General features: G+C 71.2%; 16 protein-coding genes and 2 pseudogenes. 13 read left to right on the top strand and 5 right to left on the bottom strand.

What is annotated here, in order from left to right; translation table 11 throughout:
* Positions 1 to 178: 178 nt before the first annotated feature.
* Positions 179 to 1,389: pseudogene (locus tag JK361_RS26530) on the bottom strand (adenosine deaminase).
* An 18-nt stretch (positions 1,390 to 1,407) separates the two neighbouring features.
* Between JK361_RS26530 and JK361_RS42150 the strand changes: the two are divergent.
* Complete coding sequence (locus JK361_RS42150; protein ID WP_268983168.1) at positions 1,408 to 2,664, top strand: DUF4190 domain-containing protein; 1,257 nt, start codon at positions 1,408 to 1,410, stop codon at positions 2,662 to 2,664.
* A gap of 513 nt (positions 2,665 to 3,177) precedes the next feature.
* Here the strand turns inward: JK361_RS42150 and ybiA are convergent.
* Complete coding sequence (gene ybiA, locus JK361_RS26520; RefSeq protein WP_201822450.1) at positions 3,178 to 3,741, bottom strand: riboflavin biosynthesis intermediates N-glycosidase; 564 nt, start codon at positions 3,739 to 3,741, stop codon at positions 3,178 to 3,180.
* A 208-nt stretch (positions 3,742 to 3,949) separates the two neighbouring features.
* Here ybiA and JK361_RS26515 point away from each other — a divergent pair, with 208 nt between their 5' ends.
* From JK361_RS26515 to JK361_RS26490, 6 genes are read left to right on the top strand one after another with little or no spacing between them, the layout of a single operon-like run.
* Positions 3,950 to 5,485, top strand: coding sequence for a gamma-aminobutyraldehyde dehydrogenase (locus JK361_RS26515; protein WP_201822449.1), 1,536 nt, complete (start codon positions 3,950 to 3,952; stop codon positions 5,483 to 5,485).
* Positions 5,486 to 5,538: 53 nt separating this feature from the next.
* Positions 5,539 to 6,786, top strand: a complete 1,248-nt coding sequence (locus JK361_RS26510; RefSeq protein WP_201822446.1) for a polyamine ABC transporter substrate-binding protein — start codon at positions 5,539 to 5,541, stop codon at positions 6,784 to 6,786.
* Positions 6,783 to 7,946 (top strand): ABC transporter ATP-binding protein, encoded by a 1,164-nt coding sequence (locus JK361_RS26505; protein WP_201822444.1) that lies wholly within the window; start codon positions 6,783 to 6,785, stop codon positions 7,944 to 7,946. Before JK361_RS26510 ends, JK361_RS26505 begins: the two co-directional genes overlap by 4 nt.
* Positions 7,946 to 8,875 (top strand): ABC transporter permease, encoded by a 930-nt coding sequence (locus tag JK361_RS26500; RefSeq protein ID WP_201822442.1) that lies wholly within the window; start codon positions 7,946 to 7,948, stop codon positions 8,873 to 8,875. The genes JK361_RS26505 and JK361_RS26500 overlap by 1 nt, the downstream gene beginning before the upstream one ends.
* Entirely contained in the window at positions 8,876 to 9,676 is an 801-nt protein-coding gene (locus tag JK361_RS26495) for an ABC transporter permease (protein WP_201822440.1), read from the top strand. It abuts the gene before it with no gap.
* A 53-nt stretch (positions 9,677 to 9,729) separates the two neighbouring features.
* On the top strand, positions 9,730 to 11,160 hold the full coding sequence (locus tag JK361_RS26490) for an NAD(P)/FAD-dependent oxidoreductase (protein WP_201822438.1): 1,431 nt from the start codon (positions 9,730 to 9,732) through the stop codon (positions 11,158 to 11,160).
* A 4-nt stretch (positions 11,161 to 11,164) separates the two neighbouring features.
* Here JK361_RS26490 and JK361_RS26485 read toward each other — a convergent pair whose 3' ends face one another.
* Entirely contained in the window at positions 11,165 to 11,371 is a 207-nt protein-coding gene (locus JK361_RS26485) for a hypothetical protein (RefSeq protein WP_201822436.1), read from the bottom strand.
* 124 nt (positions 11,372 to 11,495) lie between these two features.
* Between JK361_RS26485 and dnaA the strand changes: the two genes are divergently transcribed.
* From dnaA to JK361_RS41405, 3 genes are all read left to right on the top strand, one after another.
* A complete protein-coding gene (gene dnaA, locus JK361_RS26480) occupies positions 11,496 to 13,391 on the top strand; it encodes a chromosomal replication initiator protein DnaA (protein ID WP_236053609.1) in 1,896 nt (631 codons plus the stop codon).
* Positions 13,392 to 13,511: 120 nt separating this feature from the next.
* The gene (locus JK361_RS26475) at positions 13,512 to 13,970 is read left to right on the top strand and encodes a hypothetical protein (RefSeq protein ID WP_201822434.1); all 459 of its coding nucleotides are present in this window, start codon (positions 13,512 to 13,514) and stop codon (positions 13,968 to 13,970) included.
* 85 nt (positions 13,971 to 14,055) lie between these two features.
* Complete coding sequence (locus JK361_RS41405; protein WP_307787325.1) at positions 14,056 to 15,864, top strand: chitinase; 1,809 nt, start codon at positions 14,056 to 14,058, stop codon at positions 15,862 to 15,864.
* An 82-nt stretch (positions 15,865 to 15,946) separates the two neighbouring features.
* On the opposite strand, the pseudogene JK361_RS41400 reads toward JK361_RS41405, so the two are convergent.
* Both JK361_RS41400 and gabT read right to left on the bottom strand, forming a co-directional pair.
* Positions 15,947 to 16,192: pseudogene (locus JK361_RS41400) on the bottom strand (phosphatase PAP2 family protein); the annotation flags it as partial.
* Between the two features lie 666 nt (positions 16,193 to 16,858).
* On the bottom strand, positions 16,859 to 18,193 hold the full coding sequence (gene gabT, locus JK361_RS26465; RefSeq protein WP_201822430.1) for a 4-aminobutyrate--2-oxoglutarate transaminase: 1,335 nt from the start codon (positions 18,191 to 18,193) through the stop codon (positions 16,859 to 16,861).
* A gap of 576 nt (positions 18,194 to 18,769) precedes the next feature.
* On the opposite strand from gabT, the gene JK361_RS26460 reads away from it, so the two are divergent.
* From JK361_RS26460 to JK361_RS26450, 3 genes are all read left to right on the top strand, one after another.
* Positions 18,770 to 20,863, top strand: coding sequence for a type IV secretory system conjugative DNA transfer family protein (locus tag JK361_RS26460; protein ID WP_307787324.1), 2,094 nt, complete (start codon positions 18,770 to 18,772; stop codon positions 20,861 to 20,863).
* 122 nt (positions 20,864 to 20,985) lie between these two features.
* Positions 20,986 to 22,563 carry a PucR family transcriptional regulator gene (locus tag JK361_RS26455; RefSeq protein WP_201822426.1) on the top strand — a complete coding sequence of 526 codons (1,578 nt, stop codon included), beginning with the start codon at positions 20,986 to 20,988 and terminating at the stop codon, positions 22,561 to 22,563.
* Positions 22,564 to 23,052: 489 nt separating this feature from the next.
* Entirely contained in the window at positions 23,053 to 24,498 is a 1,446-nt protein-coding gene (locus tag JK361_RS26450; RefSeq protein WP_201822424.1) for an aldehyde dehydrogenase family protein, read from the top strand.
* The last annotated feature ends 263 nt before the right edge of the window (positions 24,499 to 24,761 follow it).

The raw sequence follows: 24,761 nt of genomic DNA, 5'->3' as shown, positions 1-24,761 counted from the left end.
CTTGGAGCTCGTGCGGGCTTGGGGCTCGTGCGGTCGCGGGGTTCGTGCGGCTTGGGGGTCGTGCGGTCCCCGGGTTCGTGCGGGCTTGGGGGACGTGCGGTCCCGAAGCCCGTACGGGCCACGGGGTCACAGGGGCCCGGGGTTGGCGAGGGTCCGGGGCTCGCGCGGGCCACGTGGCTCAGCGGGCGAGCCAGGTGGTGGTGTAGGCGTCGATCTCCTGCGCGATCCGCGCCTTGCCCGCCGCGTCCAGGAAGGAGGCTTCCACGGCGTTCTTCGCGAGGCCGGCCAGGCCGCGCTCGTCGAGTTCCAGGAGGCGGGCGGCCACCGCGTACTCGTTGTTCAGGTCGGTGCCGAACATCGGCGGGTCGTCGGAGTTGATGGTCACCACGACGCCGGCCCGCGCGAACTCCCTTATCGGGTGCTCCTCCAGGGTGCGCACCGCGCGGGTGGCGATGTTGGAGGTCGGGCAGACCTCCAGCGGAATGCGGTGCTCGGCGAGGTGGGCGAGCAGTTTCGGGTCCTGCGCCGAGCTGGTGCCGTGCCCGATCCGCTCGGCGCGCAGCTCGTTGAGCGCGTCCCAGACCGTCTCCGGGCCGGTCGTCTCCCCGGCGTGCGGCACGGAGCGCAGCCCGGCGGCTATGGCCCGGTCGAAGTACGGCTTGAACTGCGGCCGGGGCACGCCGATCTCCGGCCCGCCGAGCCCGAACGACACCAGGCCCTCCGGGCGGATCCGGTCCTCGGTGGCCAGCCGCGTCGTCTCCTCGGCCGCCTCCAGACCGGCCTCGCCGGGGATGTCGAAGCACCAGCGCAGCACGGTTCCGAACTCGGCCTCGGCGGCCTTCCGGGCGTCCTCGATCGCGTCCATGAAGGCCCGCTCCTCGATGCCGCGCCGGGTGGAGGAGAAGGGGGTGATGGTCAGCTCGGCGTACCGCACCTGCTGCCGGGCCAGGTCGCGGGCCACCTCGAAGGTGAGCAGCCGGACGTCCTCCGGGGTGCGGATGAGGTCCACGACCGACAGATACACCTCGATGAAGTGCGCGAAGTCGGTGAAGGTGAAGTAGTCGACCAGGGCCTCGGCATCGGTGGGGACCTTGGAATCGGGGTGGCGGGCGGCCAGTTCCGAGACGATGCGGGGGGAGGCGGAGCCGACATGGTGGACGTGCAGTTCGGCCTTGGGCAGTCCGGCGATGAAGGCGCGCAGATCGCGGTCGGCGGTCCCGGCGGCGGGTACGGAGGTGTCGGTCAAGGGGTCCTCCCCGGAAGGGCGCCCGCGGACCAGGTCGGTGGTCCGTGGTCCGGGCGCGGTGATCGGCTGATCGGTGGCGCGGGATCATCGTAGGCCCCGGGCCGTGGTCCACCGGCCTGCCCGTAGCATGACGGGACGTCCAGCAGAGGGGTTCATCCGCCATGTCCGACGAGGTGCCGCAGTCCACGTCCGGGGAGCAGGCCGCCGGGCTCGGGTCCGCGATACCCCGTGTGTCCCTGGACAAGGAGACGACGCCGACCACGGACGAGGCACCGGCGGACGACGAGGCATCGGCGCACGACGAGGCGTCGGCACGGGCGTCGGCACGGGCTGCGGCTCCGTTGCGGGAGGAGCCATCCGCGCAGGACGAGGCATCGGCGCGGGACACGGCTCCGTTGCGGGACGCGGCACCGGCACAGGATGAGGTATCGCCGTGGGGCGCGGCCTCGGCCCCCGGTTCCGGCCACGACCAGCAGGACTCGGCCGCCCAGCCGGCGCACCCGGCTCCGGCCCGGCCCACCGATGCCGCCCCGGCGCCCTGGGCCAGCCCCGCCGACGGGACGGCGTCCCCGGCCTCCGCGCACCCCCCGAATCCCTCCGCGCCCCAGCCGAATCCCTTCGCGCCCCCGGCGGCCGTGTCGCAGCCGAACCCGTTCGCCCCGCCGGCCTCCGCGCCCCAGCCGACCCAGTTCACGCCCGAGCCGAACCCGTTCGCGCCCCCGGCGTCCGCACATCAATCGAACCCGTTCGCCCCGCCGGCCTCCGCGCCCCAGCCGAACCCGTTCGCGCCCCCGGCGGCCGTGTCGCAGCCGAACCCCTTCGCACCCCCGGCCTCTGCGCACCAGCCGGACCCCTTCGCGCCTCCCGCGCCCGCGCCCACGTCTCCGGCGAATCCCTTCGCACCCCCCTCGTCCGCATCGGCCGCCCCGGTGAACCCCTTCGCCCCGCCGGCGTCCCCCACGGCGCCGCACGGGGGAGCGGAACCGGTGCCCCCGCCGCCCATCGCCCCCGACGGTCCCGGACAGGTGCCCTACGGCTACCCGGGCAGCGCCCCGGCGTACGGCTTCCCGGGCCCGCCGCACGCGTCGTACGCGCCGTACGGCGGTGCCCCAGGCGCCCCCTACCCCGCCGCCCACGGCTACGGCTACGGCTGGCCCGGCATGCAGCCGGTCCCCAGCAACGGCATGGGGACGGCCGCACTGGTGCTGGGCATCCTTTCCTCGGCCGGCTTCCTGCTGTGGCCGATCGCCATCGTGCTGGGCATCCTGGCGGTGATCTTCGGCGCCGTAGGCAGGGCCAAGGCCCGCCGCGGCGAGGCGAACAACCCGGGCGTGGCCCTGGCCGGCCTCATCTGCGGCGGGGCGGGCATCGTCCTGGCGCTGGCCTTCTTCATCGTGATCGTCGCGACCCGCACCTGACGCGGAGCGGGGCCGGCCGTCAACGGCCCGGCTCGAAGCCCCAGCAGCTTCGAGCCGCGCAGACCGAGCCCGCACCTTTGACCCCCCGCACGTCGAAGCGCCGCAATGTCGGGGTCCGCAACTCCCAGCGCACGCAATCCGGAGCCGCGTAAATCCGAGCCCGCAGCTTTGAGCCCCCGCACGTCGAAGCGCCGCAATGTCGGGGTCCGGAACTCCCCGGCCATGCAACCCGGAGCCCCGCAAATCCGAGCCCGCGGCTTTGAGCCCCCACACGTCGAAGCGCCGCAGTATCGGGGCCCGCGGCTCCGAGCCCCGTAGCTCCGTGGTCCCGCGACTCCGAGCCCCGAACTTCGTGGCCCCGCAACTTCGTGGCCCCGTAGCCTCCGGGTCCCGGGCTCTCGACCCCCGTAACCCCGAGCGCCCGTAACCCCGAGCGCCCGTAACCCCGAGCGCCCGTAACCCCGAGCGCCCGTAACCCCGAGCCCCCACCTCCCCGGCGGAAGCCCCGCAGGGCTACGCGCCTGTGCCCGCCAGCCGTTCCCGCGCCTCCATCAGTGCGAAGCCCAGCAGGTTCAGGCCCTGCCAGCGCTCCGGCTCCGCGGCCGCCGCGTCGTCCGCGGACAGGCCGATGCCCCATATCCGGTCCACGGGGCTCGCCTCCACCAGCACGCGGTCCCCGGTGTTCAGCAGGAAGCGCCCGAGATCGGCATGGGCCGCGAACTTGTGCACGCTGCCCTCCACCACGATCCGGAAGCGTTCCCGCTCCCACGTCTCCTGGTCGAAGTCCCGGACCAGCCGCCCCGCCTTCTTCGCCTCGGCGGGATGCTCCGCGGCCAGCACCCGGCGCTCCGCCTCCGCGTCCCCGAACAGGCGGGCCTTGCCGGCCATCATCCAGTGCTCGGCCGTCGCGTACCGCACACCGTCCACCGCGAACGGTGACGGCCACCACTGGCTCAGGCAGCTCGCGCCGACCCGGCCGTCGGGCCGCGGACGGTGCCCCCAGAAGTAGAGGTACTTGATCCGGTCACCCGCCCGGACCTTACTGATCAGGGCTTCCAACCCGTCGATCTTTCCCATGCACGCGAGTGTGGCACGCACCACTGACAGTCCGTCCGTCCTTTTCCATCCTGACTCGACACCTGGTCGACAGATTCCGTCGCGTAACCAAAAGGCAACAACGGAATCACTTGTTGGAGTCCTATTGCTCTGCCAGGATCGGCACTCAAATCGAGCTGGAGCTACGCCACCCACCCCCGCGACGGGGCGAACGGCGGAGGAGAGCGACATGCACAACCCGGGCACCGCCACCCCGGAACGATTTCCCGCGCAGGACCGTTTCGCCGACGGCGCGCAGTTCATCGCGGGGCGGCTGACGAAGGGCACCTCGGGCCGCCACCACGCCGTGGTCGACCCCGCCACCGGCGAGGAGGTGTACACCTACGAGCTGGCCGGCACCGACGACGTCGACGCGGCCGTCGCCGCCGCGCGCGAGGCGTTCCCGGCCTGGGCCGCCGCCACGCCGGGCGAGCGCTCGGACGCGCTGCACCGGTTCGCCGCCGTGCTCGCCGAGCGCGCCGAGGACTTCGCCCGCGCCGAGTCCCTCCAGTGCGGCAAGCCGCTGAAGCTCACCCGCGAGTTCGACGTGCCCGGGACCATCGACAACACCGCCTTCTTCGCGGGTGCCGCCCGGCATCTGCAGGGGCAGTCCGCCGGTGAGTACTCCGGCGACCACACGTCGTACATCCGGCGCGAGCCCATCGGAGTCGTCGGGTCCATCGCGCCCTGGAACTACCCGCTCCAGATGGCCGCCTGGAAGATCCTGCCGGCGATCGCCGCCGGCAACACGATCGTCCTCAAGCCCGCCGAGCTGACGCCCCTGACCTCGCTGCTGTTCGCCCAGGCCGCCACGGACGCGGGCATCCCGGACGGCGTGATCAACATCGTCACCGGGACCGGGAAGGAGGCCGGCGAGCACCTGGTCGGGCACCCGGACGTCGTGATGACCTCCTTCACCGGGTCCACAGCCGTCGGCAAGCGCGTCGCCGAGGTCGCCACCGCCACCGTCAAGCGGCTGCACCTGGAGCTGGGCGGCAAGGCGCCCTTCGTGGTCTTCGACGACGCCGACCTGGAGGCCGCCGCGCACGGCGCGGTCGCGGGCGCGCTCATCAACACCGGGCAGGACTGCACGGCCGCCACGCGCGCGTACGTGCAGCGTCCGCTGTACGAGGCGTTCGTGGAGCGGACGGCCGCGCTGATGGAGACCGTGCGGCTCGGGGACCCGTTCGCGCCCGGTACCGACCTCGGACCGCTGATCTCGCACGTCCAGCGCGACCGGGTCGCCGCCTTCGTGGACCGCGCGCGTGCCTATGCGCGCGTGGTGACCGGCGGCGAGGCCCCGCAGGGTGATCTGGGGAAGGGTGCCTACTACCGGCCCACCCTGGTCGCCGACGCGGCCCAGGACAGCGAGATCGTCCAGTCGGAGATCTTCGGTCCGGTACTGGTCGTACTGCCGTTCGACAGCGATGATGAGGGCATCCGGCTGGCCAATGACACCCCGTACGGCCTCGCCGCCTCCGCGTGGAGCGCGAACGTCTACCGCGCGAACCGGGCCACCCGCGAGATCAAGGCGGGCTGCGTCTGGGTGAACGACCACATCCCGATCATCAGCGAGATGCCGCACGGCGGCTACAAGGCCTCGGGCTTCGGCAAGGACATGTCGGCGTACTCCTTCGAGGAATACACGCAGGTCAAGCACGTAATGTTCGACAACACGGCGGTGGCCGAGAAGGACTGGCACCGCACCGTCTTCGGGGACCGCTAGAGAACCACCAGGCCAGTGACCAGGCCGATCCCTCCCGAAAGGGCACCACGCGCATGGAGCAGTACGAGCCCGACCGCCTGACCCCGCCCCAAGTGGCCGCGATGCGGCGCAGCATGCGAAGCGGCCGGGCCGCCCTGACTCGCCGGTCGCTGCTGCGGGCCACCGCGGGCGGCGCGCTCGCGGCCGGCGGCCTCGGCGCGCTGAGCGGCTGCGGGATCCCCGCGGCGGGCAAGACCCAGGGCGGCATGTCGGCCCAGGACCACTCGGCCCAGGAGAAGACCGTGAACTTCTCCAACTGGACCGAGTACATCGACGTCGACGACAGCGGCAAGCACCACCCGACGCTGGAGACCTTCCGCAAGCGGACCGGTATCAAGGTCAACTACACCGAGGACATCAACGACAACAACGAGTTCTTCGGCAAGGTCAAGCCGCAGCTCGCCGCGGGCCAGGACACCGGCCGGGACATCATCGTCCTCACCGACTGGCTGGCCGCCCGGCTGATCCGCCTCGGCTGGGTCCAGAAACTGGACCCCTCCAACCTGCCGCACGCCTACAGCAACCTCTCCTCCCAGTTCCGCAACCCGGACTGGGACCCCGGGCGGGCGTACTCCTATCCCTGGCAGGGCATCTCCACCGTCATCGCCTACAACAAGAAGGCGCTCGACGGCATCGAGGTGAAGACGATCTCCGATCTGCTCGACAACCCCAAGCTGAAGGGGCGCGTCGGCTTCCTGTCGGAGATGCGCGACAGCATGGGCATGACCCTGCTGGACATGGGCAAGGACCCGGCGCGCTTCACCGGCGACGACTTCGACGCGGCCGTCGCCCGTCTGCAGAAGGCCGTCGACAAGGGACAGATCCGCCGGTTCACCGGCAACGACTACACCTCCGACCTCACCAAGGGCGACTTCGCGGCCTGTGTGGCCTGGGCGGGTGACGTCGTCCAGCTCAAGGCGGACAGCCCCGACGTCGACTTCGTCATCCCCGACAGCGGCTACATGACGTCGACCGACAACCTGTGCATTCCCAACAAGGCACGTCACAAGACGAACGCCGAGCGGCTGATCGACTTCTACTACGAACCCGAGCAGGCCGCCGCGCTCGCCGCCTACATCAACTACGTGACGCCGGTCGACGGGGTGAAGCCCTACCTTGCGAAGATCGACCAGGACGCCGCGGACAACCCGCTGATCGTCCCCGACAAGGCCATGCAGGCGCAGTCCCATGCCTTCCGCTCCCTGAGTCAGAAGGAAGAGACAGCCTACGAAGAGAAGTTCGCGAAGCTCACAGGGGCGTGACGACGATGAAGACGACACCGGACAACAGCGGCGACGTCCGCCTCTCCGGAATCTCCAAGACCTACGACAACGGCTTCACCGCCGTACACCCGCTGGACCTGACCGTGCCGGAGGGCTCCTTCTTCGCCCTGCTCGGTGCCTCCGGCTGCGGCAAGACCACCACCCTGCGCATGATCGCCGGCCTGGAGGACCCCTCCTCCGGGACGGTGCGCCTCGGCGACCAGGACGTCACCCACCTGCCGCCCTACAAGCGGCCGGTCAACACGGTGTTCCAGTCGTATGCGCTCTTCCCGCACCTCGACATCTTCGAGAACGTCGCCTTCGGCCTGCGCCGGCGCGGCATCAAGAGCGTGAAGAAGCAGGTCGAGGAGATGCTGGAGCTGGTCCAGCTGGGTGAGCAGGCGCGCAAGAAGCCGCACCAGCTCTCCGGCGGCCAGCAGCAGCGGGTCGCCGTGGCCCGCGCGCTGATCAACCACCCCAAGGTGCTCCTGCTGGACGAGCCGCTCGGCGCCCTCGACCTCAAGCTGCGCCGCCAGATGCAGCTGGAGCTCAAGCGCATCCAGACCGAGGTCGGCATCACCTTCGTCCACGTCACGCACGACCAGGAGGAGGCCATGACCATGGCCGACACGGTCGCCGTGATGAACGGCGGCCGGGTCGAGCAGCTCGGCGCGCCCACCGACCTGTACGAGAACCCGCGGACCACGTTCGTCGCGAACTTCCTCGGCACCTCCAACCTCATCGAGGCCGAGGTCGACACGGTGAACGGCGACGACATCGTCCTCAAGGCGGGCGGCGGCAAGCTGGTGCTGCCCGAGGCGCGATGTTCCGCCCGGACGACGGCCGGCGGCAAGGTCCTGGTCGGCATCCGCCCCGAGAAGATCGCCCTCACCCACGCCGACGACGCCGGCACCATCCCCGAGGGCCGCAACCGGATCACCGGCAAGATCGCCGACGCCAGCTTCATCGGCGTGTCGACGCAGTACGTGATCGACACCCCGGTCTGCGACGAGTTCGCGGTCTACGTGCAGAACGTCGAGCGCGACGGCCGGCTCGTCCCCGGTGCCGACGTCGTCCTGCACTGGAGCCCGGCCCACACCTTCGGCCTGGACGCGGCCCAGGACATCGACGCGGGCATCGAGGAAGAGGCGGCGGCCTGATGTCGACGCTCACCGAGGCACCACCCCCGCTCGCCCCCGCCGAGCCGGAGCAGAAGCCCGCGCGCAAACGCGGCCGGTTCACCCCGTACTGGCTGCTGCTGCCCGGCATCCTGTGGCTGGTCGTCTTCTTCGCGCTGCCGATGATCTACCAGGCCTCCACCTCCGTGCAGCAGGGCTCCCTGGAGCAGGGCTACAAGGTCACCTGGCACTTCGCGACCTACTGGCACGCGCTCACCGAGTACTGGCCGCAGTTCCTGCGCTCCGTCTTCTACGCCGCCGCCGCGACCCTGCTGTGTCTGGTGCTCGGTTACCCGCTGGCCTACCTGATCGCCTTCCGCGCGGGCCGCTGGAAGAACCTGATCATGATCCTGGTGATCGCGCCGTTCTTCACCAGCTTCCTGATCCGCACCCTCGCCTGGAAGACGATCCTCGCGGACAACGGCCCGGTCGTGCACACCCTGAACTCCCTGCACGTCCTCGACCTGACCGACTGGCTCGGCTGGACGGCGGGCGACCGGGTCCTGGCCACCCCGCTCGCGGTCGTCTGCGGCCTGACGTACAACTTCCTCCCGTTCATGATCCTGCCGCTGTACACCTCGCTGGAGCGGATCGACGGGCGGCTGCACGAGGCGGCCGGCGACCTGTACGCCAAGCCGTGGACCACCTTCCGCAAGGTCACCTTCCCGCTGTCCATGCCGGGCGTGGTCTCCGGGACGCTGCTGACCTTCATCCCGGCGGCCGGCGACTACGTCAACGCCGAACTCCTCGGCTCCACCGACACGCGCATGATCGGCAATGTCATCCAGACGCAGTTCCTGCGCATCCTGGACTATCCGACGGCCGCGGCACTCTCCTTCATCCTCATGGCCGCGATCCTGGCCATGGTCACGCTCTACATCCGCCGGTCCGGGACGGAGGATCTGGTTTAAATGCCCTTCGTCAACTGGCTCAAGCGCCGTCTCGTCGTCATCGCCGGACTGCTGACGCTCGCCTATCTGCTGCTGCCCAACGTCATCGTCACGGTGTTCTCCTTCAACAAGCCGAAGGGGCGCTTCAACTACGAGTGGCAGCAGTTCTCCACGGACGCCTGGAAGGACCCGTGCGGCGTCGCCGACATGTGCGGCTCGCTGTCCATCAGCCTCCAGATCGCCGTGTGGGCCACGGTCGGCGCCACCCTCCTCGGCACGATGATCTCCTTCGCGCTGGTCCGCTACCGCTTCCGCGCCCGCGGCGCCGTCAACTCGCTGATCTTCCTGCCGATGGCGATGCCCGAGGTCGTCATGGCCGCCTCGCTGCTCACCCTGTTCCTCAACATGGGCGCGCAGCTCGGCTTCTACACGATCCTCATCGCCCACATCATGTTCTGCCTGAGCTTCGTCGTCACCGCCGTCAAGGCGCGCGTGATGTCGATGGACCCGCGCCTCGAGGAGGCCGCCCGTGACCTTTACGCCGGTCCCCTGCAGACCTTCCTGCGGGTCACCCTGCCCATCGCGGCACCCGGAATCGCCGCGGGCGCGCTGCTGTCCTTCGCGCTCTCCTTCGACGATTTCATCATCACCAATTTCAACGCAGGTTCGACCGTCACCTTCCCGATGTTCGTGTGGGGATCGGCGCAGCGCGGAACGCCCGTACAGATCAATGTGATCGGCACGGCCATGTTCCTCGCCGCCGTCCTCCTCGTCCTCGCCTCGATGGTCATCACCAATCGCCGGAACAAGCAAAAGGCTTAGACCTTCCAAGGCATCGGCCTTTTCAGGAAAGTCCCCTGTAGGGAGTTGAAATCATGGCCCCAAGCGCCATGAGCCGTGGCAAAGACAACTGGATCTCCTCTCTCTCCGAAGCCCAGCCGGTCCCGTACTGGCTGGAAGACCCCGGAAAGCCGCACGCAGAGCCCGCCCTCACCGGCACCGAGACCTGCGACCTGCTGGTCGTCGGCGGCGGCTACAGCGGGCTGTGGGCCGCGCTGAACGCCAAGGAGCGCGACCCGCAACGCGATGTGGTGCTCCTGGAAGGCCGCGAGGTGGGCTGGGCCGCCTCCGGCCGCAACGGCGGCTTCTGCGCCGCCTCCCTGACGCACGGCCTGCCCAACGGCCTCGCCCGCTGGCCGGGCGAGATCCACAAGCTGGAGGAGCTGGGCCGGCGCAACCTCGACGACATCGAGGCGGCCGTCGCCCGGCACGGCATCGACTGCGACTTCGAGCGCACCGGCGAGATCGACGTGGCCACCGAGACCTACCAGGCCTGGGAGCTGCGCGACTGGCACCGGCAGCTGGAGGAGAAGGGCCTCGCCGACGGCATCGAGTTCCTCGACGCCGACGCCGTGCGGGAGCAGGTGAACTCGCCAACCTTCGAGGCGGGCCTGTGGGACCGCCGGGGCGTGGCCATGCTCCACCCGGCGAAGCTCGCGTGGGGCCTGAAGGAGGCGTGCATCAGGCTCGGCGTCCGGGTGTACGAGCACACGCCCGCCCTGACCCTGAAGCAGTACGGCGCCGGGATGGCCGTACGCACGCCGTACGGTGCCGTCCACGCGCGCCGTGTCGCGCTCGGCACGAACATCTTCCCGAGCCTGCTGCGGCGCGTGCGGTCGTACACCGTCCCGGTCTACGACTACGCGCTCATGACGGAGCCGCTGACCGCCGGCCAGCTGGCGGAGATCGGCTGGAAGAACAGGCAGGGACTGGGCGACAGCGCCAACCAGTTCCACTACTTCCGGCTGTCCGCCGACAACCGCATCCTGTGGGGCGGCTACGACGCGATCCACCACTACGGCGGCCGGGTGCGCGCCGAGTACGACGACCGGCCCGAGACGTACGCCAAGCTCGCGGGCCACTTCTTCACCTGCTTCCCGCAGCTGGAGGGCGTCCGCTTCACCCACGCCTGGGGCGGCGCGATCGACACCTGCTCCCGCTTCTCGGCGTTCTTCGGCACCGCCCACCAGGGCCGCGTCGCGTACGCCGCGGGCTACACGGGCCTCGGTGTCGGCTCGACCCGGTTCGGCGCGGACGTGATGCTGGACCTGCTGGACGGGGAGCGCACCGAGCGGACCGAGCTGGAGATGGTCCGCAAGAAGCCGCTGCCGTTCCCGCCGGAGCCGTTCGCCTGGACCGGGATCGCCCTCACCAAGTGGTCCCTGGCCCGTGCCGACGCGCACGGCGGCCGGCGCAACCTGTGGCTGCGCGCGATGGACCGGCTGGGGCTCGGCTTCGACAGCTGACCCGTCACCCGTCCCGGGCCCCGGGGTCCCGTCCCCCCGGGCCCCGGCCGCCGGAGGACCGCTCGCCCCGCCAGGCGGCGTACAGCGTGGAGAGACCGATCGCCACGGTGGACACCGCCTCGGGCGGGATGCCGGTCAGGACGAGGATGACTCCGGTCAGCAGGACCGCGAGAAAAGCGACAAGATCGGTTCGCCCTCGGGGGCCGCGCATTGATAAGCCTTTCTGGTCTCCGTTGGGGGGCGGGAGAAAGACTGGTGCGGTCGTCCGGTGTTGCGCCAGGTGGCACAGTTGCCACCTGCCGCAACACCCGGACACCGAAGCGCGAGGGGGCGGGATGAGCGTTCTGGTGCCGTTGGGCGGCGACCTTCCGGAGGAGTCGCGGGCGCTGGCGGAGGCGTTACGGCGCCTGTTCGACGGGCTGGGCGTCAGCGTGCGCCGGTACGCCGCCCGCCGGCACCGGGACCCCGGCTCCCTGTCCCGGTTCCTCAACGGCACCCGCATACCGCCCTGGGAGTTCGTCCACGACCTGATCCGCGACGTCGCCGAGGAGCAGGGCCGCGCCCCCACCCCCGAGGCGATCGAGCTGATGCGGCGGCTGCACCGCACGGCGCTGGCCTACAGCGGGTCCGCGCTGAACCGGGTGCAGGCGCTGGAGGACGAACTCGCCGACGCCGACCGCCAGTCGCTGCGCTCGGCCGCCCTCGTCCGGGCGCTGGAGGGGGCGCTGGCGGACGCCCAGCAGCGCGCCACCGACCTGGAGTTGCAGATCCGTCAGCTGCACGGCCACCAGGACCGCACGGCAGCCGAGAAGGACAAGGCCTTACAGCTGTACGAGGACCAGGTGACCGCCCTGTTGAGGGAGCGGCAGGACCTGATGGAGCAGGTGGAGGCGCTCGGCGAGGAGCTGAAGGACGCCCATGCCCGGCGGGTGCGCGCGGAGCGGCGGTGCGAGGAACTGGAACGCCAGCTGGTCGCGGCCGAGGAACAGGCGTCCCAGGAGGACACCGCCGCGGAGGGACCGCGCGTCGATCCGGCCGCGGACGGATCGCATGGAGTCCCCCCGGCCGCGGACGGCCCGCGGGAGGGCGCCCCGGTCGCGGAAGTCGCGCGGGAGGCGACCCCGGACGAGGCGGCCCCGGACGAGGCGACCCGGGGGGAGGGGACCTGGGCCCGGCACGGACTGGACCCGCGGTTCGGCTTCGAGACCTTCGTCGTCGGCGAGACCAACCGGTTCGCCCACGGCGCGGCCCGGGCCGTCGCCGAGGCGCCGGCCACCCTGTACAACCCGCTGTTCGTCTACGGGACGTCGGCCATCGGCAAGACCCATCTGCTCTGCGCGATCGGCCACCACGCCCGCCGGACCCGGCCGGGCACACGGGTGCGCTACGTGACGGCCGAGACGCTCGCCCACGAGTATCTCGGCGCGGGCCGCGGGCGCGGCCTCGACGCGTTCCGCCGGCGCTACCTGGACCTGGACCTGCTCCTGGTGGACGACATCCAGCTCCTCACCGGCCAGGGCGGGGCGCACGAGGAGTTCCGGCGGCTCTTCGACGAGCTGCACGGCGCGCGGAAGCAGATCGTGGTCTCCTCCGACCGGCCGCCCAAACAGCTCACCCACCTGGGCGACCGGCTGCGCGGCCGCCTGGAGTCCGGGCTGATCACCCACGTCCAGCCGCCCGAGCGGGCGGTGCGGGTCACCCTGCTGCGCCGCAAGGCGGAACAGGAGGGCATCGACGTGCCCCCCGAGACGCTCGACCACATCGCCTCGCACGTCCAGCGCAACGTCCGGGAGCTGGAGGGCGCCCTGGTCCGGGTCCGTGCCTTCGCGTCGCTGAACCGGCAGCCGATGGACGTCCAGCTCGCCGCCATCGTGCTGCGTGACCTGGTCCCGGACCGCGGTCCGTCCCGCGAGGAGGACGCGGCCCGGCGGATCATCGAGATGACCGGTGAATACTTCGGGGTGACGGCCGAGGCGCTGTGCGGCAAGGAGCGGGGCCGCGCGCTGGTGACCGGCCGGCAGATGGCCATGTACCTGTGCCGTGAACTCACCGACCTGTCACCGTCGCGGATCGGCCAGCTCTTCGGCGGCCGTGACCACGAGTCCGTCGACTACGCGGACCGCAAACTGCGCGCGCTGATGGCCGAACGGCGGTCCATCTACAACCAGATGACCGAGCTGACCGCGCGGATCAAGGCGGTCGACGGGCCGCCCTCCGGCCGTTGGGTGTGAGCCGGTTCACTCCAAAGAGGAACCACGACTCGCGTAATGCTCTCCGGAAGGCCTCCTCTCTCACCCTGACGCGGCCGCGTCGCACGGTCGCACGAGAGCACGAGAGAGGGAGGCTGTCTGATGAGTGGGGCGAAGACGGCGGTCGAATGGCTGGCATCCGTCGCACCGGACCCCGAGGCCTGCCGCTGGGAGTGGGAGCGCAGCCCCCTCGGGGTCGCCCTGCTGCCCGCCGGCAGGGCCTGGGACGTCCTGATCCTGCCGGGTGAGCTGGGCTATCCGACCCTGGACGTACTCACCCGGATCCTGGACCAACCCGGCCCGGTGCTCGCCGACTTCGGCGACGACCGGGTCGGGTTCTTCGTGCCCCCGGGCACGGCGGCCCGCTGGCTCGGCACCGGCATCCGTACCGCCGGGTCGGGCACCTGGATCGTCGTTCCGTATCCCGGCCGGGCGGCCCGTGGCGTGCGCTGGCTGGTGCCGCCGGACGGTTCGGGCACGCTGACCGACGCGGCGCTGCTGGAGCTGGCGATGCACGAGGCGGCGGCGGGACTGGCCCGGCAGAGGGACGGGGACGGGTAGCGTCCGCACACCTTGACAAGAGGATTGGTCTGGACCAAGTTGTGTGCGCTCGGCTCCGTCAACTCCCCAGACCCCGGAGGCCCTTGTGGACCGCCACAGACGTCCCCGATCCGTCCTCGCCGTGTTCACGGCCGCGCTGCTGGCCGTGCCCGGTGTCACCGCGCTCTCGTCGGCCGCCCGTGCGGCCGACGCGGACGTCGCGACCAACGGCGGCTTCGAGTCCGGTCTGACCGGCTGGACCTGCACCGCCGGCACGACGGTCGGCTCACCCGTGCACAGCGGCGGCTCCGCGCTCCAGGCCACCCCGGCCGGCAGCGACAACGCCCAGTGCGGCCAGACCGTGACCGTCCAGCCGAACGCGCAGTACACCCTGTCCGGTTACGTCCGCGGCTCCTACGTCTACCTGGGCGCGAGCGGCACCGGCACCACCGACGTCTCCACCTGGACCCAGTCCGCCCCCGACTGGCAGAAGCTGAGCACCACCTTCCGCACGGGCGCCGCCACCACCAAGGTCACCATCTACACCCACGGCTGGTACGGCACCGGCGCCTACCAGGCCGACGACATCACCCTGATCGGCCCCGGCGGCAGCGGCACCACGCAGCCGCCCGCGGCGCCCGCCGGTCTGAGGGCCACCTCGGTGACCTCGTCCTCCGTCGGCCTGTCCTGGACCGCGGTGACCGGCGCCACGAGCTACGCGGTCTACCGCGACGGCATCAAGGCCCAGACGGTGACCGGCACTTCGGCGACCGTCTCCGGCCTCGCGGCCTCGACCGCGTACGGCTTCCAGGTCACCGCGGTCAACGACGCCGGCGAGTCCGCGAAATCCGCGGCGGTGACCGCGACGACCAGCGCCGGCACCGGCGGCGGATCCGGCGGCCTGCCCGCCCACGCCCTCGTCGGCTACCTCCACGCCAGCTTCGCCAACGGCGCCGGCTACACCCGCCTCGCCGACGTACCCGACAGCTGGGACGTCATCGACCTGGCCTTCGGCGAGCCCACCTCGGTCACCTCCGGGGACATCCGCTTCAACCGCTGCCCGGTCACCGAGTGCCCGACCGCGGAGTCCGACGCCGACTTCAAGGCGGCCGTCAAGGCCAAGCAGGCGGCCGGCAAGAAGGTGCTCATCTCGATAGGCGGCCAGAACGGACAGGTCCAGCTGACCACTGCCGCGGCCCGCGACACCTTCGTCTCCTCGGTCTCGAACATCATCGACACCTACGGCCTCGACGGCCTCGACATCGACTTCGAGGGCCACTCGCTGTCGCTGAACGCGAACGACACCGACTTCAGGAACCCGACCACCCCGGTGATCGTGAACCTCATCTCGGCGCTGAAGACCCTGAAGGCGAAGTACGGCTCGAAGTTCGTGCTGAGCATGGCACCGGAGACGTTCTTCGTGCAGAACGGCTACCAGTACTACGGCACCGGCAAGTGGGGCGGCCAGGACCCGCGCTGCGGCGCGTACCTCCCGGTGATCCACGCCCTGCGCGACGACCTCACCCTGCTGCACGTCCAGGACTACAACTCCGGCCCGATCATGGGCCTGGACAACCAGTACCACTCCATGGGCGGCGCCGACTTCCACATCGCCATGACCGACATGCTCCTGACCGGCTTCCCGGTCGCCGGCGACCAGAACAACGTCTTCCCGCCGCTGCGCCCCGACCAGGTCGCCATCGGCATGCCCGCGTCGACGAACGCGGGCAACGGCCACGTCTCCCCGTCCGAGGTCACCAAGGCCCTGGACTGCCTGACGAAGAAGACGAACTGCGGCTCGTACGCGACCCACGGGACCTGGCCCGCGCTGCGCGGCCTGATGACGTGGTCGGTGAACTGGGACCGCTACTCGAACTGGGAGTTCCAGAAGAACTTCGACGCCTACTTCGGCTGAGGCCGGGACCGGACACGAGGGACAGCGTGGCCAGCAGCACGGTGCACAGACACCAGCTGGCCACGACGTCCAGCGGCCAGTGATAGCCGCGCCGGACCAGGCCGTACGACGCCCCGAGCACGAGGACCGCGCAGCCGCCGGCCAGGATCCGGCGGGCGGCCGCGGTGCGCAGCCAGGGCAGCAGGAGCAGGGTGGCGGAGCCGTAGGCGACGGCCGCCGTGGCCGTGTGGCCGGAGGGGAAGTAGCCGGTGCCGGGGGGCACCGCGGCGGTGCCCGGCCGTGCGGTCCAGTCCTTGAGCGGTACGACGATCGCCGGGACCAGCACCATCAGCACGGCCGCGGCGAGCGGCGGCAGCCACCACCGGTGCCGGCCGGCGGCCCGGCCCCGCCACAGGACGCAGGCCAGGGCGAGCGCGAGCACCGGGACGGCGACCTGGATGTCGCCGAGGTCGGACAGCAGCTCGGAGAACCGGTCCGGACGGACGAGGGCCCGGCTGAGGCGGGCGTCCAGGCCCAGCAGCGGGCCGTGGGTCACGACCTGCCAGGTGATCAGGGCGAAGAGGACGGCCGGAAGGCCCAGGAGCAGGACACGGCGGACTACGGTCGACACGGCGCCCAGCTTGGCAGACGTACCCGGACTCACGGGGGAGGAGGTCGGCCGCCCCGGAACAGGGGGGGTGGTTCCGAGGCGGCCGTCCGGACCGGAACGTCGCGCGCCCCGGGGGGTTTGGGGCGGCGACCGTCCGATCGGTGAGGAGATCCCGGAGCCGTCAGGCGCCGGTTGTGTGCGCGAGGGCACGACCAGGTCGAAGCTGGGGAGGCCTCGGCCCGGAGTCGCCCACAGTCCCCTGTGGGCGGGGTGTATCTCTCATCTGGAGAGAACCTACGGCAGCCCGAGGCGGTTGGGCAGACGGAATCCGCTCCCGTCATCCACCCCGCACACGTTCTTCACACGGCCTGCCGCAGGCGCCCTTCAGAGGTGCAGACCTGCCGCTCAGATGCGCGCGAACGCCTGCTCGATGATGTCGAGGCCCTCGTTCAGCAGGTCCTCGCCGATGACCAGCGGCGGCAGGAAGCGGAGCACGTTGCCGTAGGTGCCGCAGGTCAGGACCAGCAGGCCCTCGGCGTGGCAGGCCTTGGCCAGCGCGGCGGTGGCCTCCGGGTTCGGCTCCTTGGTGGCGCGGTCCTTGACCAGCTCGATCGCGATCATGGCACCGCGTCCACGCACGTCACCGATGATGTCGAACTTCTCGGCCATGGCGGTGAGGCGGCCCTTCATGACCTCCTCGATGCGCTTGGCCTTGCCGTTGAGGTCCAGTTCCTTCATGGTCTCGATGGCACCGAGGGCACCGGCGCAGGCGACCGGGTTGCCGCCGTACGTGCCACCGAGGCCGCCGGCGTGCGCGGCGTCCATGATCTCCGCGCGGCCGGTGACGGCGGCGAGCGGCAGACCACCGGCGATGCCCTTGGCGGTCGTGATCAGGTCCGGGACGATCCCCTCGTCCTCGCAGGCGAACCACTGGCCGGTCCGGCAGAAGCCGGACTGGATCTCGTCGGCGACGAAGACGATGCCGTTGTCGTTGGCGAACTTCACGATCTCCGGCAGGAAGCCCTTGGCCGGCTCGATGAAGCCGCCCTCGCCGAGGACCGGCTCGATGATGATCGCGGCGACGTTGTCCGGGCCGACCTGCTTGGTGATCTGGTCGATGGCCTGCTTGGCGGCCTCGGGGCCGGCGTTCTCCGGGCCGGTCGGCCAGCGGTAGCCGTACGCCACCGGCACGCGGTACACCTCGGGCGCGAACGGCCCGAAGCCGTGCTTGTACGGCATGTTCTTGGCGGTGAGCGCCATCGTGAGGTTGGTCCGGCCGTGGTAGCCGTGGTCGAACACCACGACGGCCTGCCGCTTGGTGTAGGCGCGGGCGATCTTCACGGCGTTCTCGACGGCCTCGGCGCCGGAGTTGAACAGCGCGGACTTCTTGGCGTGGTCACCGGGGGTCAGCTCGGCCAGGGCCTCCGCGACCTCCACGTAGCCCTCGTACGGGGTGACCATGAAACAGGTGTGGGTGAAGTCGGCGAGCTGGGCGCTCGCACGCCGCACGACGGCCTCGGCGGACGCACCGACGGAGGTCACGGCGATACCGGAACCGAAGTCGATGAGCCGGTTGCCGTCGACGTCCTCGATGATGCCGCCGCCGGCGCGCGAGGTGAACACGGGCAGCACCGAGCCCACGCCCTGCGCGACCACGGCGGTACGGCGGGCCTGAAGCTCCTGCGACTTCGGGCCGGGGATGGCGGTGACGACGCGGCGCTCCTGCGGAAGTGCGGTCATGGGGGGCTCCCTGATGATCTTGCGTACCGGGCGGTCCCGGGCGGTTCCGGGCGGTGCGTTTTCGGACGCATACCTTCTTTTCTCGCAGGCTAAGACCGGTTCCGGGAGGTGGGCATGCTCCATGTGGGCGTTGTCGGCGCGCCCCGTTGTCCGCGATGGACATAGTCCGCCCGGGCGGCTGTGGCTCGTCTCGGCCGCGTAAGCGGTGAACTCCCGTTCCCGGGGCGTTAGATTGGCTCGCTGATGGCGGACGGAACGGCTGGTGGAACGGCTGGTCAGGGGGCAAGGTCGATGGACAGCGACGGCACGAGGGACGCCCGCGGCACCCACCCGAACCCTGTACCACGCCCGACGGCACCACTCGAGGGGGCGGGGGTGCCGCCCATGCCGACGGGTGCGCCGCCGGCACCCTCCGCGCCGCCCGGCGCGCCGCCGAAACCGGACGGCTCCCACTTCCTCACCTGGCTGAGGACCCCCCGCCCGGAGACGCCCCCAGGCATCTGGCGCTTCGATCACCGCCCCCGGCCTCGGGGAGCCGTCGACCGAGTTTCCGACCGGGCTCTGCTCACGGGAGCCGTGGGTGCTCTGATCGCGGCCCTGCTCGTGTGGTCGTTGTGGGTGAACAACCTGGTGCCACACAAGCGGATCCTGCTTGAACTGGTCACGCCGTCCGAATGGTGGGGCTTCGACCCGCCCCGGGCGGCACTCACCGCGAGTGCCGTCTATGACAGCGTTCTCGCGACCCTCGTGCTGTACTACTTCGCACGTGTGGGCAACTGGAAAGAGGTCGTCCGACGGTACGTGACCGACCGTCCACAGCCCTCGCGTGCTCTGCGCGCCGCCCTCCTCGGGGCGCTGATCGCCTGGCTCGTCGTCTGGCACGGGCTGCTGTCGTACTACAAGCTCGCCGTGAGTGTGACACCGTCCGACTGGTTCGTCGTACCCGGTGACCCGGTAGGCACCGTGCACCGGCTCCAGGTCCTCAAGGTCGTACTTACGCTTCTCGCTCTGGGACCGTTCGTTGTAGCAGGCGACTGGCTCGGACTGTCGCGCGGCCTACTGCGCCCCCGGGCGGTTGCCGAGAACCGTGAGGGGGCCCCGCCCGAGCCCGTCACGGACTGGCCCGACCTCCATGCCTACGGTCAGAGCGGTACGGCGGAACGGCTGACCGAAGAGGCGCGTGTCGGTCGGATGAACGACGTGGACTACGTGCGGATCCGTCGTGCCTGGAGTTCCGTGGTCGCCGACCCCGCACGTCTGGGCGCGTTCACCTCGGCCGTGTTCAACGACGGCGCCCGTGCATGTCTGCACCCCTCCGGGCAGCGAGACCTTCCCATCCGGATGGCACCCCACGACCTGCTGACCTCTCAGGTGCGCATCGGCCGGTTTGCGGACGTCGAGCGCACTCCGCCTGCCCTCCGCGCCGCGGGCGCAGCGGTGGACGCCAGCACGCTGGCCACTTCCCTGCTCGTGATCGGCCCGTCCGGCTCGGGCAAGACCGAGCGCCTGGTACGTCCGGTCTGCGAATCCGTCGCCCTCCAGGCCCTCGCCGGACAGGCGGCACTGATCGTGGTGTGCGCCGCCGGTACGCCGCTGGGAGCCGATCAGGCTTACGACATCGTGATCCGGCCGGGGGACCACACTTCGGCGTACGACCTTGATCTCTACGGCGGAACGGATGACCCGGACGAGGCGGCGACGCTCCTCGCAGACGTTCTCGCGGGTGACTGGGCCGAGATCGACCTGCGGCGGGCGGGGACAGTACTGGCACAGTTGTTGGGGCCCTTCCGTGCTGTCCACGGCCGTTTCCCCTCTGTACCTGAACTCCGGGAATTGTTGGACGGCGACCCTGCGGCATTGAATCGGCTCAAAGAGATGCTCGACCCCCGGGACCACTCGGCTCTGCACCGGGAAGTGGACGCGCGGGCACGACAAACCGGCGTCCACGGAGATCCCGGAATACTGCTCGCCGACCGGCTTGCCTGCCTGGATCGTCCGGCTTTCACGGATTTCTTCGACACATCCGACGGCGCTCAGCCATTCACGCTGCGATCACTCGACCACCCGCTGAGGGTCAGAGTCGATCTGCCGGAGCGGGTCCATCCTGAGGCGGCCCAGTTGCTGGGCCGATTGTTGCTTGCGCAGTTCACAGCGAGCATGGCGGCTCGTCGGGACAGGTCACTGTTCGCCTGCCTCGTTCTCGCCGACGCTGCACACGCGATCACCGCGGGGACCGTGCGTGCCCTGCGGGGGCTGCGGGAGAGCAATGCCGGCGTTCTGCTGAGCCTGAGGGCCCTGGGAGACGTTCCGGAGCACCTGAGGCAACCGCTGATCGCCGCGGTCGGTTGTCACGCCGCCTGCTCGGGAATCACCACCTGGGAAGGCGCCCTGTTCGCGCAGACATGGGGTACGGAGTGGGTGGAGACGACGGAGGTCGCCAAGCACACGGTGTTTGCGGATCAGCCGTTGACCCGGTTGATCCATGCCGTCCGGAAACTCGGCACCGGCAAGCCGGTCACCACGGACGCCGTCACCGTTCGGCAGGTGGAGCGGGAGCGGTGGTCGGCTTCTGAGTTGGCGCATGGGGTGCCGCCCGGTCACGCCGTGCTGTCGCTGACCACCGTGCAGGGCGAACACGCCCCGCCCCTGCTCGTCGATCTGCGGGGGTGAGGCGGCAGCGGTGAGGCGGCAGCACGGGATCGTACGGTGAGGCAGAATCGGCGTAGGCCGTTCATACGCGGCGGCCAAAAGATCACCGTGATCACCGGTTCCCCCCTCACCGTGAAGGCCCCATGCCCCCGACTCTCGCGTCGCTCGTCCACCACTCGGCGCTCAAGCTGACCGTGCGCGCGGGCGAGGACCGCCTGGACGTGCCCGTCCGCTGGGCGCACGTCAGCGAGCTGGCCGACCCCGTGCCCTACATGGAGGGCGGCGAGCTGCTCCTGATCACCGCGCTGAAGCTGGACGCGGAGGATCCGGAGGCCATGCGGCGGTATGTGCGGCGGCTCGTCGGCGCCGGTGTGGTCGGACTCGGTTTCGCCGTCGGCGTCAACTACGAGGAGATCCCCGAGCCCCTCGTCGACGCCTGCGCCCAGGAGGGGCTGCCCCTCCTGGAGGTGCCCCGCCGCACCCCCTTCCTCGCCATCAGCAAGGCCGTCTCCGCGGCCATCGCCGCCGACCAGTACCGCGCGGTCACGGCCGGCTTCGCCGCCCAGCGTGAGCTGACCAAGCAGGCGCTGGGCGCCGGCCCCGAGGGCGTGCTCACCGCACTCGCCGCCCAGGTCGACGGCTGGGCGGCGCTGTACGACGCCTCCGGCGCCGTCGTCGCCGCCGCCCCGGAGTGGGCCGGCCGCCGCGCCGCCCGGCTCACCGCCGACGTCGAACGGCTGCGGGAGCGGTCCGCCCCCGCGTCCTCCGTGGTCGGCGGCCCCGAACACGAGGACCGGGTCGAGCTGCACTCCCTCGGCACCGGCCGGCGCCCGCGCGCTGCCCTCGCCGTGGGTACGGCCGCCGCCCCCGGCACCGCCGAGCGGTACGCCGTCCACTCCGCCATCGCCCTGCTCACCCTCACCGCCGAGCGCTCCCGCTCCCTGCACGCGGCCGAGCAGCGCGTCGGTGCGGCGGTGCTGCGCATGCTCCTCGCCGGGGAACCCGACCACGCACGCGCCGTCGCCGGGGACCTGTACGGCGGGCTGCTGGACGCCCCGTTCCGGATGATCGTCGCGGAGTCCGGGTCCGGTACGGCGGGCGAACCGCTGAGCGCACTCGCGGAGACCGTGGAGTCCGCCGCGGCACGCTCCGGGGAGGCGGTGCTGGTCGTGCCCGAGGGGGAGCGGCTGGTGGTGCTGGCCGCCGACGGGGGCGCGGCGGTGGCCGCGTGCGCCGCGGACGCCGCGGCCCGGGAGGCCGGGCGGGCTCCTGCCGAGCAGGGCCGTGCCGACGACGACGAACTGATCGTCGGCCTCTCGGCGCCGTCCGGCCCGATCGCGGCGGCAGCGGCGTACAAGCAGGCCGAGCAGGCGCTGTCGGTGGCGCGGCGGCGGGGGCGGGTGTTCGTGGAGCACGAGCAGCTGGCGGCGGGCTCCGTGCTGCCGCTGCTGGCCGACGACGCGGTGAAGGCGTTCGCCGACGGGTTGCTGCGGGCACTGCACGAGCACGACGCCACGGGACGCGGGGACCTGGTCGCCTCGCTGCGGGCGTGGCTGTCACGGCACGGCCAGTGGGACGCCGCCGCGGCCGACCTCGGGGTCCATCGGCACACGCTGCGGTACCGGATGCGCCGGGTCGAGGAGATCCTCGGCCGAAGCCTGGACGATCCCGACGTCCGCATGGAGCTCTGGCTCGCACTGAAGGCGACCTCGACGGAGTGACACGGATCGGCAGAGAGCGACGCGGATCGGCAGAGGGCGACGTGGACCGGTCGGGAACCAGTTCTGGGGTCACGCGGACCGGTCGGGGACCAGTCTGGAGTCACGCGGACCGGTCGGGGAATGACGGGCGGGGACCGGTCGGGAGCTACGCGGACCCGGTCGGGTACGACGAGCATCGTTCGTGAGTGACGCGGACCGGTCGGGAATCACGCGGACCGATCAGGAATGACGCGGACCGGTCGGGAGTCACGCGGACCGATCAGGAGTGGCCGAGGCCGGCCGGGAGTGACTGGAAGTGGACGGGAGCCGGAGCGCCACTCGACGCCGTCCGTGGACGCGAGCCGCACGGGAGCCGACCACCACGCCAAAGCGGAGCACCTTCCGCCGCGACTGCTACGACTCGGACAAGCGACCCCCGGCCGCCCCCGCCCTACCGTGGAGCACGCAAGCCAAGCACACCCCCCAACGCGGAAGGGCCGGGACTCGTACATGACTTCCACCCATGCCTTCTGGCTCGCCGGCCGCCAGGTCACCGGCGAGGACACCTTCGACGTCACCTCCCCGTGGGACGGCCGGCTCGTCGGCAAGGTCAGCGTGCCGACCGACGCCCAGGTCGAGGAGGCCGTGGCCGCCGCGTACGCCGTGCGGGACGAGTTCGCCGCCACCCCGGCGCACGTGCGCGCCGCCGCTCTCGACCACGTCAGCAAGCGCCTGGCCGAGCGCACCGAGGAGATCGCCCAGCTGATCTCCGCCGAGAACGGCAAGCCGATCAAGTGGGCCCGGGGCGAGGTCGGCCGCGCGGTCTCCGTGTTCCGGTTCGCCGCCGAGGAGGCCCGCCGGTTCAACGGCGGCGAGGCCCAGCGGCTCGACACCGACGCCGGCGGCCAGGGCCGGCTCGCGCTCACCCGCCGCTTCCCGAAGGGTGTCGTGCTCGGCATCGCGCCGTTCAACTTCCCGCTGAACCTGTGCGCCCACAAGGTCGCCCCGGCGATCGCCGCCGGCGCCCCGATCATCCTCAAGCCGGCCCCGGCCACCCCGCTGTCCGGCCTGATCCTCGGTGACCTGCTGGCCGAGACCGAGCTGCCGGCCGGTTCCTGGTCGATCCTCCCGGTCACCAACGACAGCATGCCCGCCCTCGTCCAGGACGAGCGCCTGCCGGTCATCTCCTTCACCGGTTCCGAGAAGGTCGGCTACGCGATCATGGACTCGGTGCCGCGCAAGCACTGCACGCTGGAGCTGGGCGGCAACGGAGCCGCGGTCGTCCTCGGCGACTTCGCCTCCGACGCCGACCTGGACTGGGCCGCGACCCGCATCGCGACCTTCTCCAACTACCAGGGCGGCCAGTCCTGCATCTCGGTGCAGCGGGTGATCGCCGACGCGTCCGTGTACGACCGGCTGCTGCCGCGCATCGTCGCCGCCGTCGAGGCCCAGGTCACCGGTGACCCCACCGACGACAAGACCGACGTCGGCCCGCTGGTCAGCGAGGACGCCGCCAAGCGCGTCGAGGCGTGGGTCAAGGAGGCGGTCGAGGCCGGCGCCACGCTGCACACCGGCGGTGACCGCGACGGTGCCTCCTACGCGCCGACCGTCCTCACCGACGTACCGGCGAGCACGACGATCGCCTGCGAGGAGGTCTTCGGTCCCGTCCTCACCGTGCAGAAGGTGGACGGCGAGGCCGAGGCGTTCGCCGCGGTCAACGACTCCAAGTACGGCCTCCAGGCGGGCGTGTTCACCCACGACCTCCAGGTCGCCTTCCGCGCCCACCGCGCCCTGGAGGTCGGCGGTGTGGTGATCGGCGACGTTCCGTCCTACCGCGCCGACCAGATGCCGTACGGCGGCGCCAAGCAGTCCGGCGTGGGCCGCGAAGGCGTCCGGTTCGCGATGGAGGACTACACCTACGAGCGCGTGCTGGTCCTCACCGGTCTCGCGCTCTGACCTGCCACGGACAGGTCAGGAACAGAACGGCCGCAGCCCACTGTGCGGGGGCTGCGGCCGTTCGCCGTGTCCTCGCCGGTGTCGCCGGCCGGGACGACCGGTTCCGGACCGGCGGCACGGGCGACCGGCTGCGCGAGCCGTCCGGCATCCGCACCCCGCACGCACGGTGGCCGCCGGAGGCGGGGGAGACCGTGGCGTGCGCCGGCTTCCGAGGGACCACGGCCCGGCTCGGCCGAGGGACCCCGGCCCGGCTCGGCCGAGGG

The organism is Streptomyces musisoli (genome assembly GCF_016741855.1).
Lineage (GTDB): Bacteria > Actinomycetota > Actinomycetes > Streptomycetales > Streptomycetaceae > Streptomyces > Streptomyces musisoli.
Note: the sequence above shows the minus strand (reverse complement) of the source record. Positions and strands in the feature narration are given on the sequence as shown.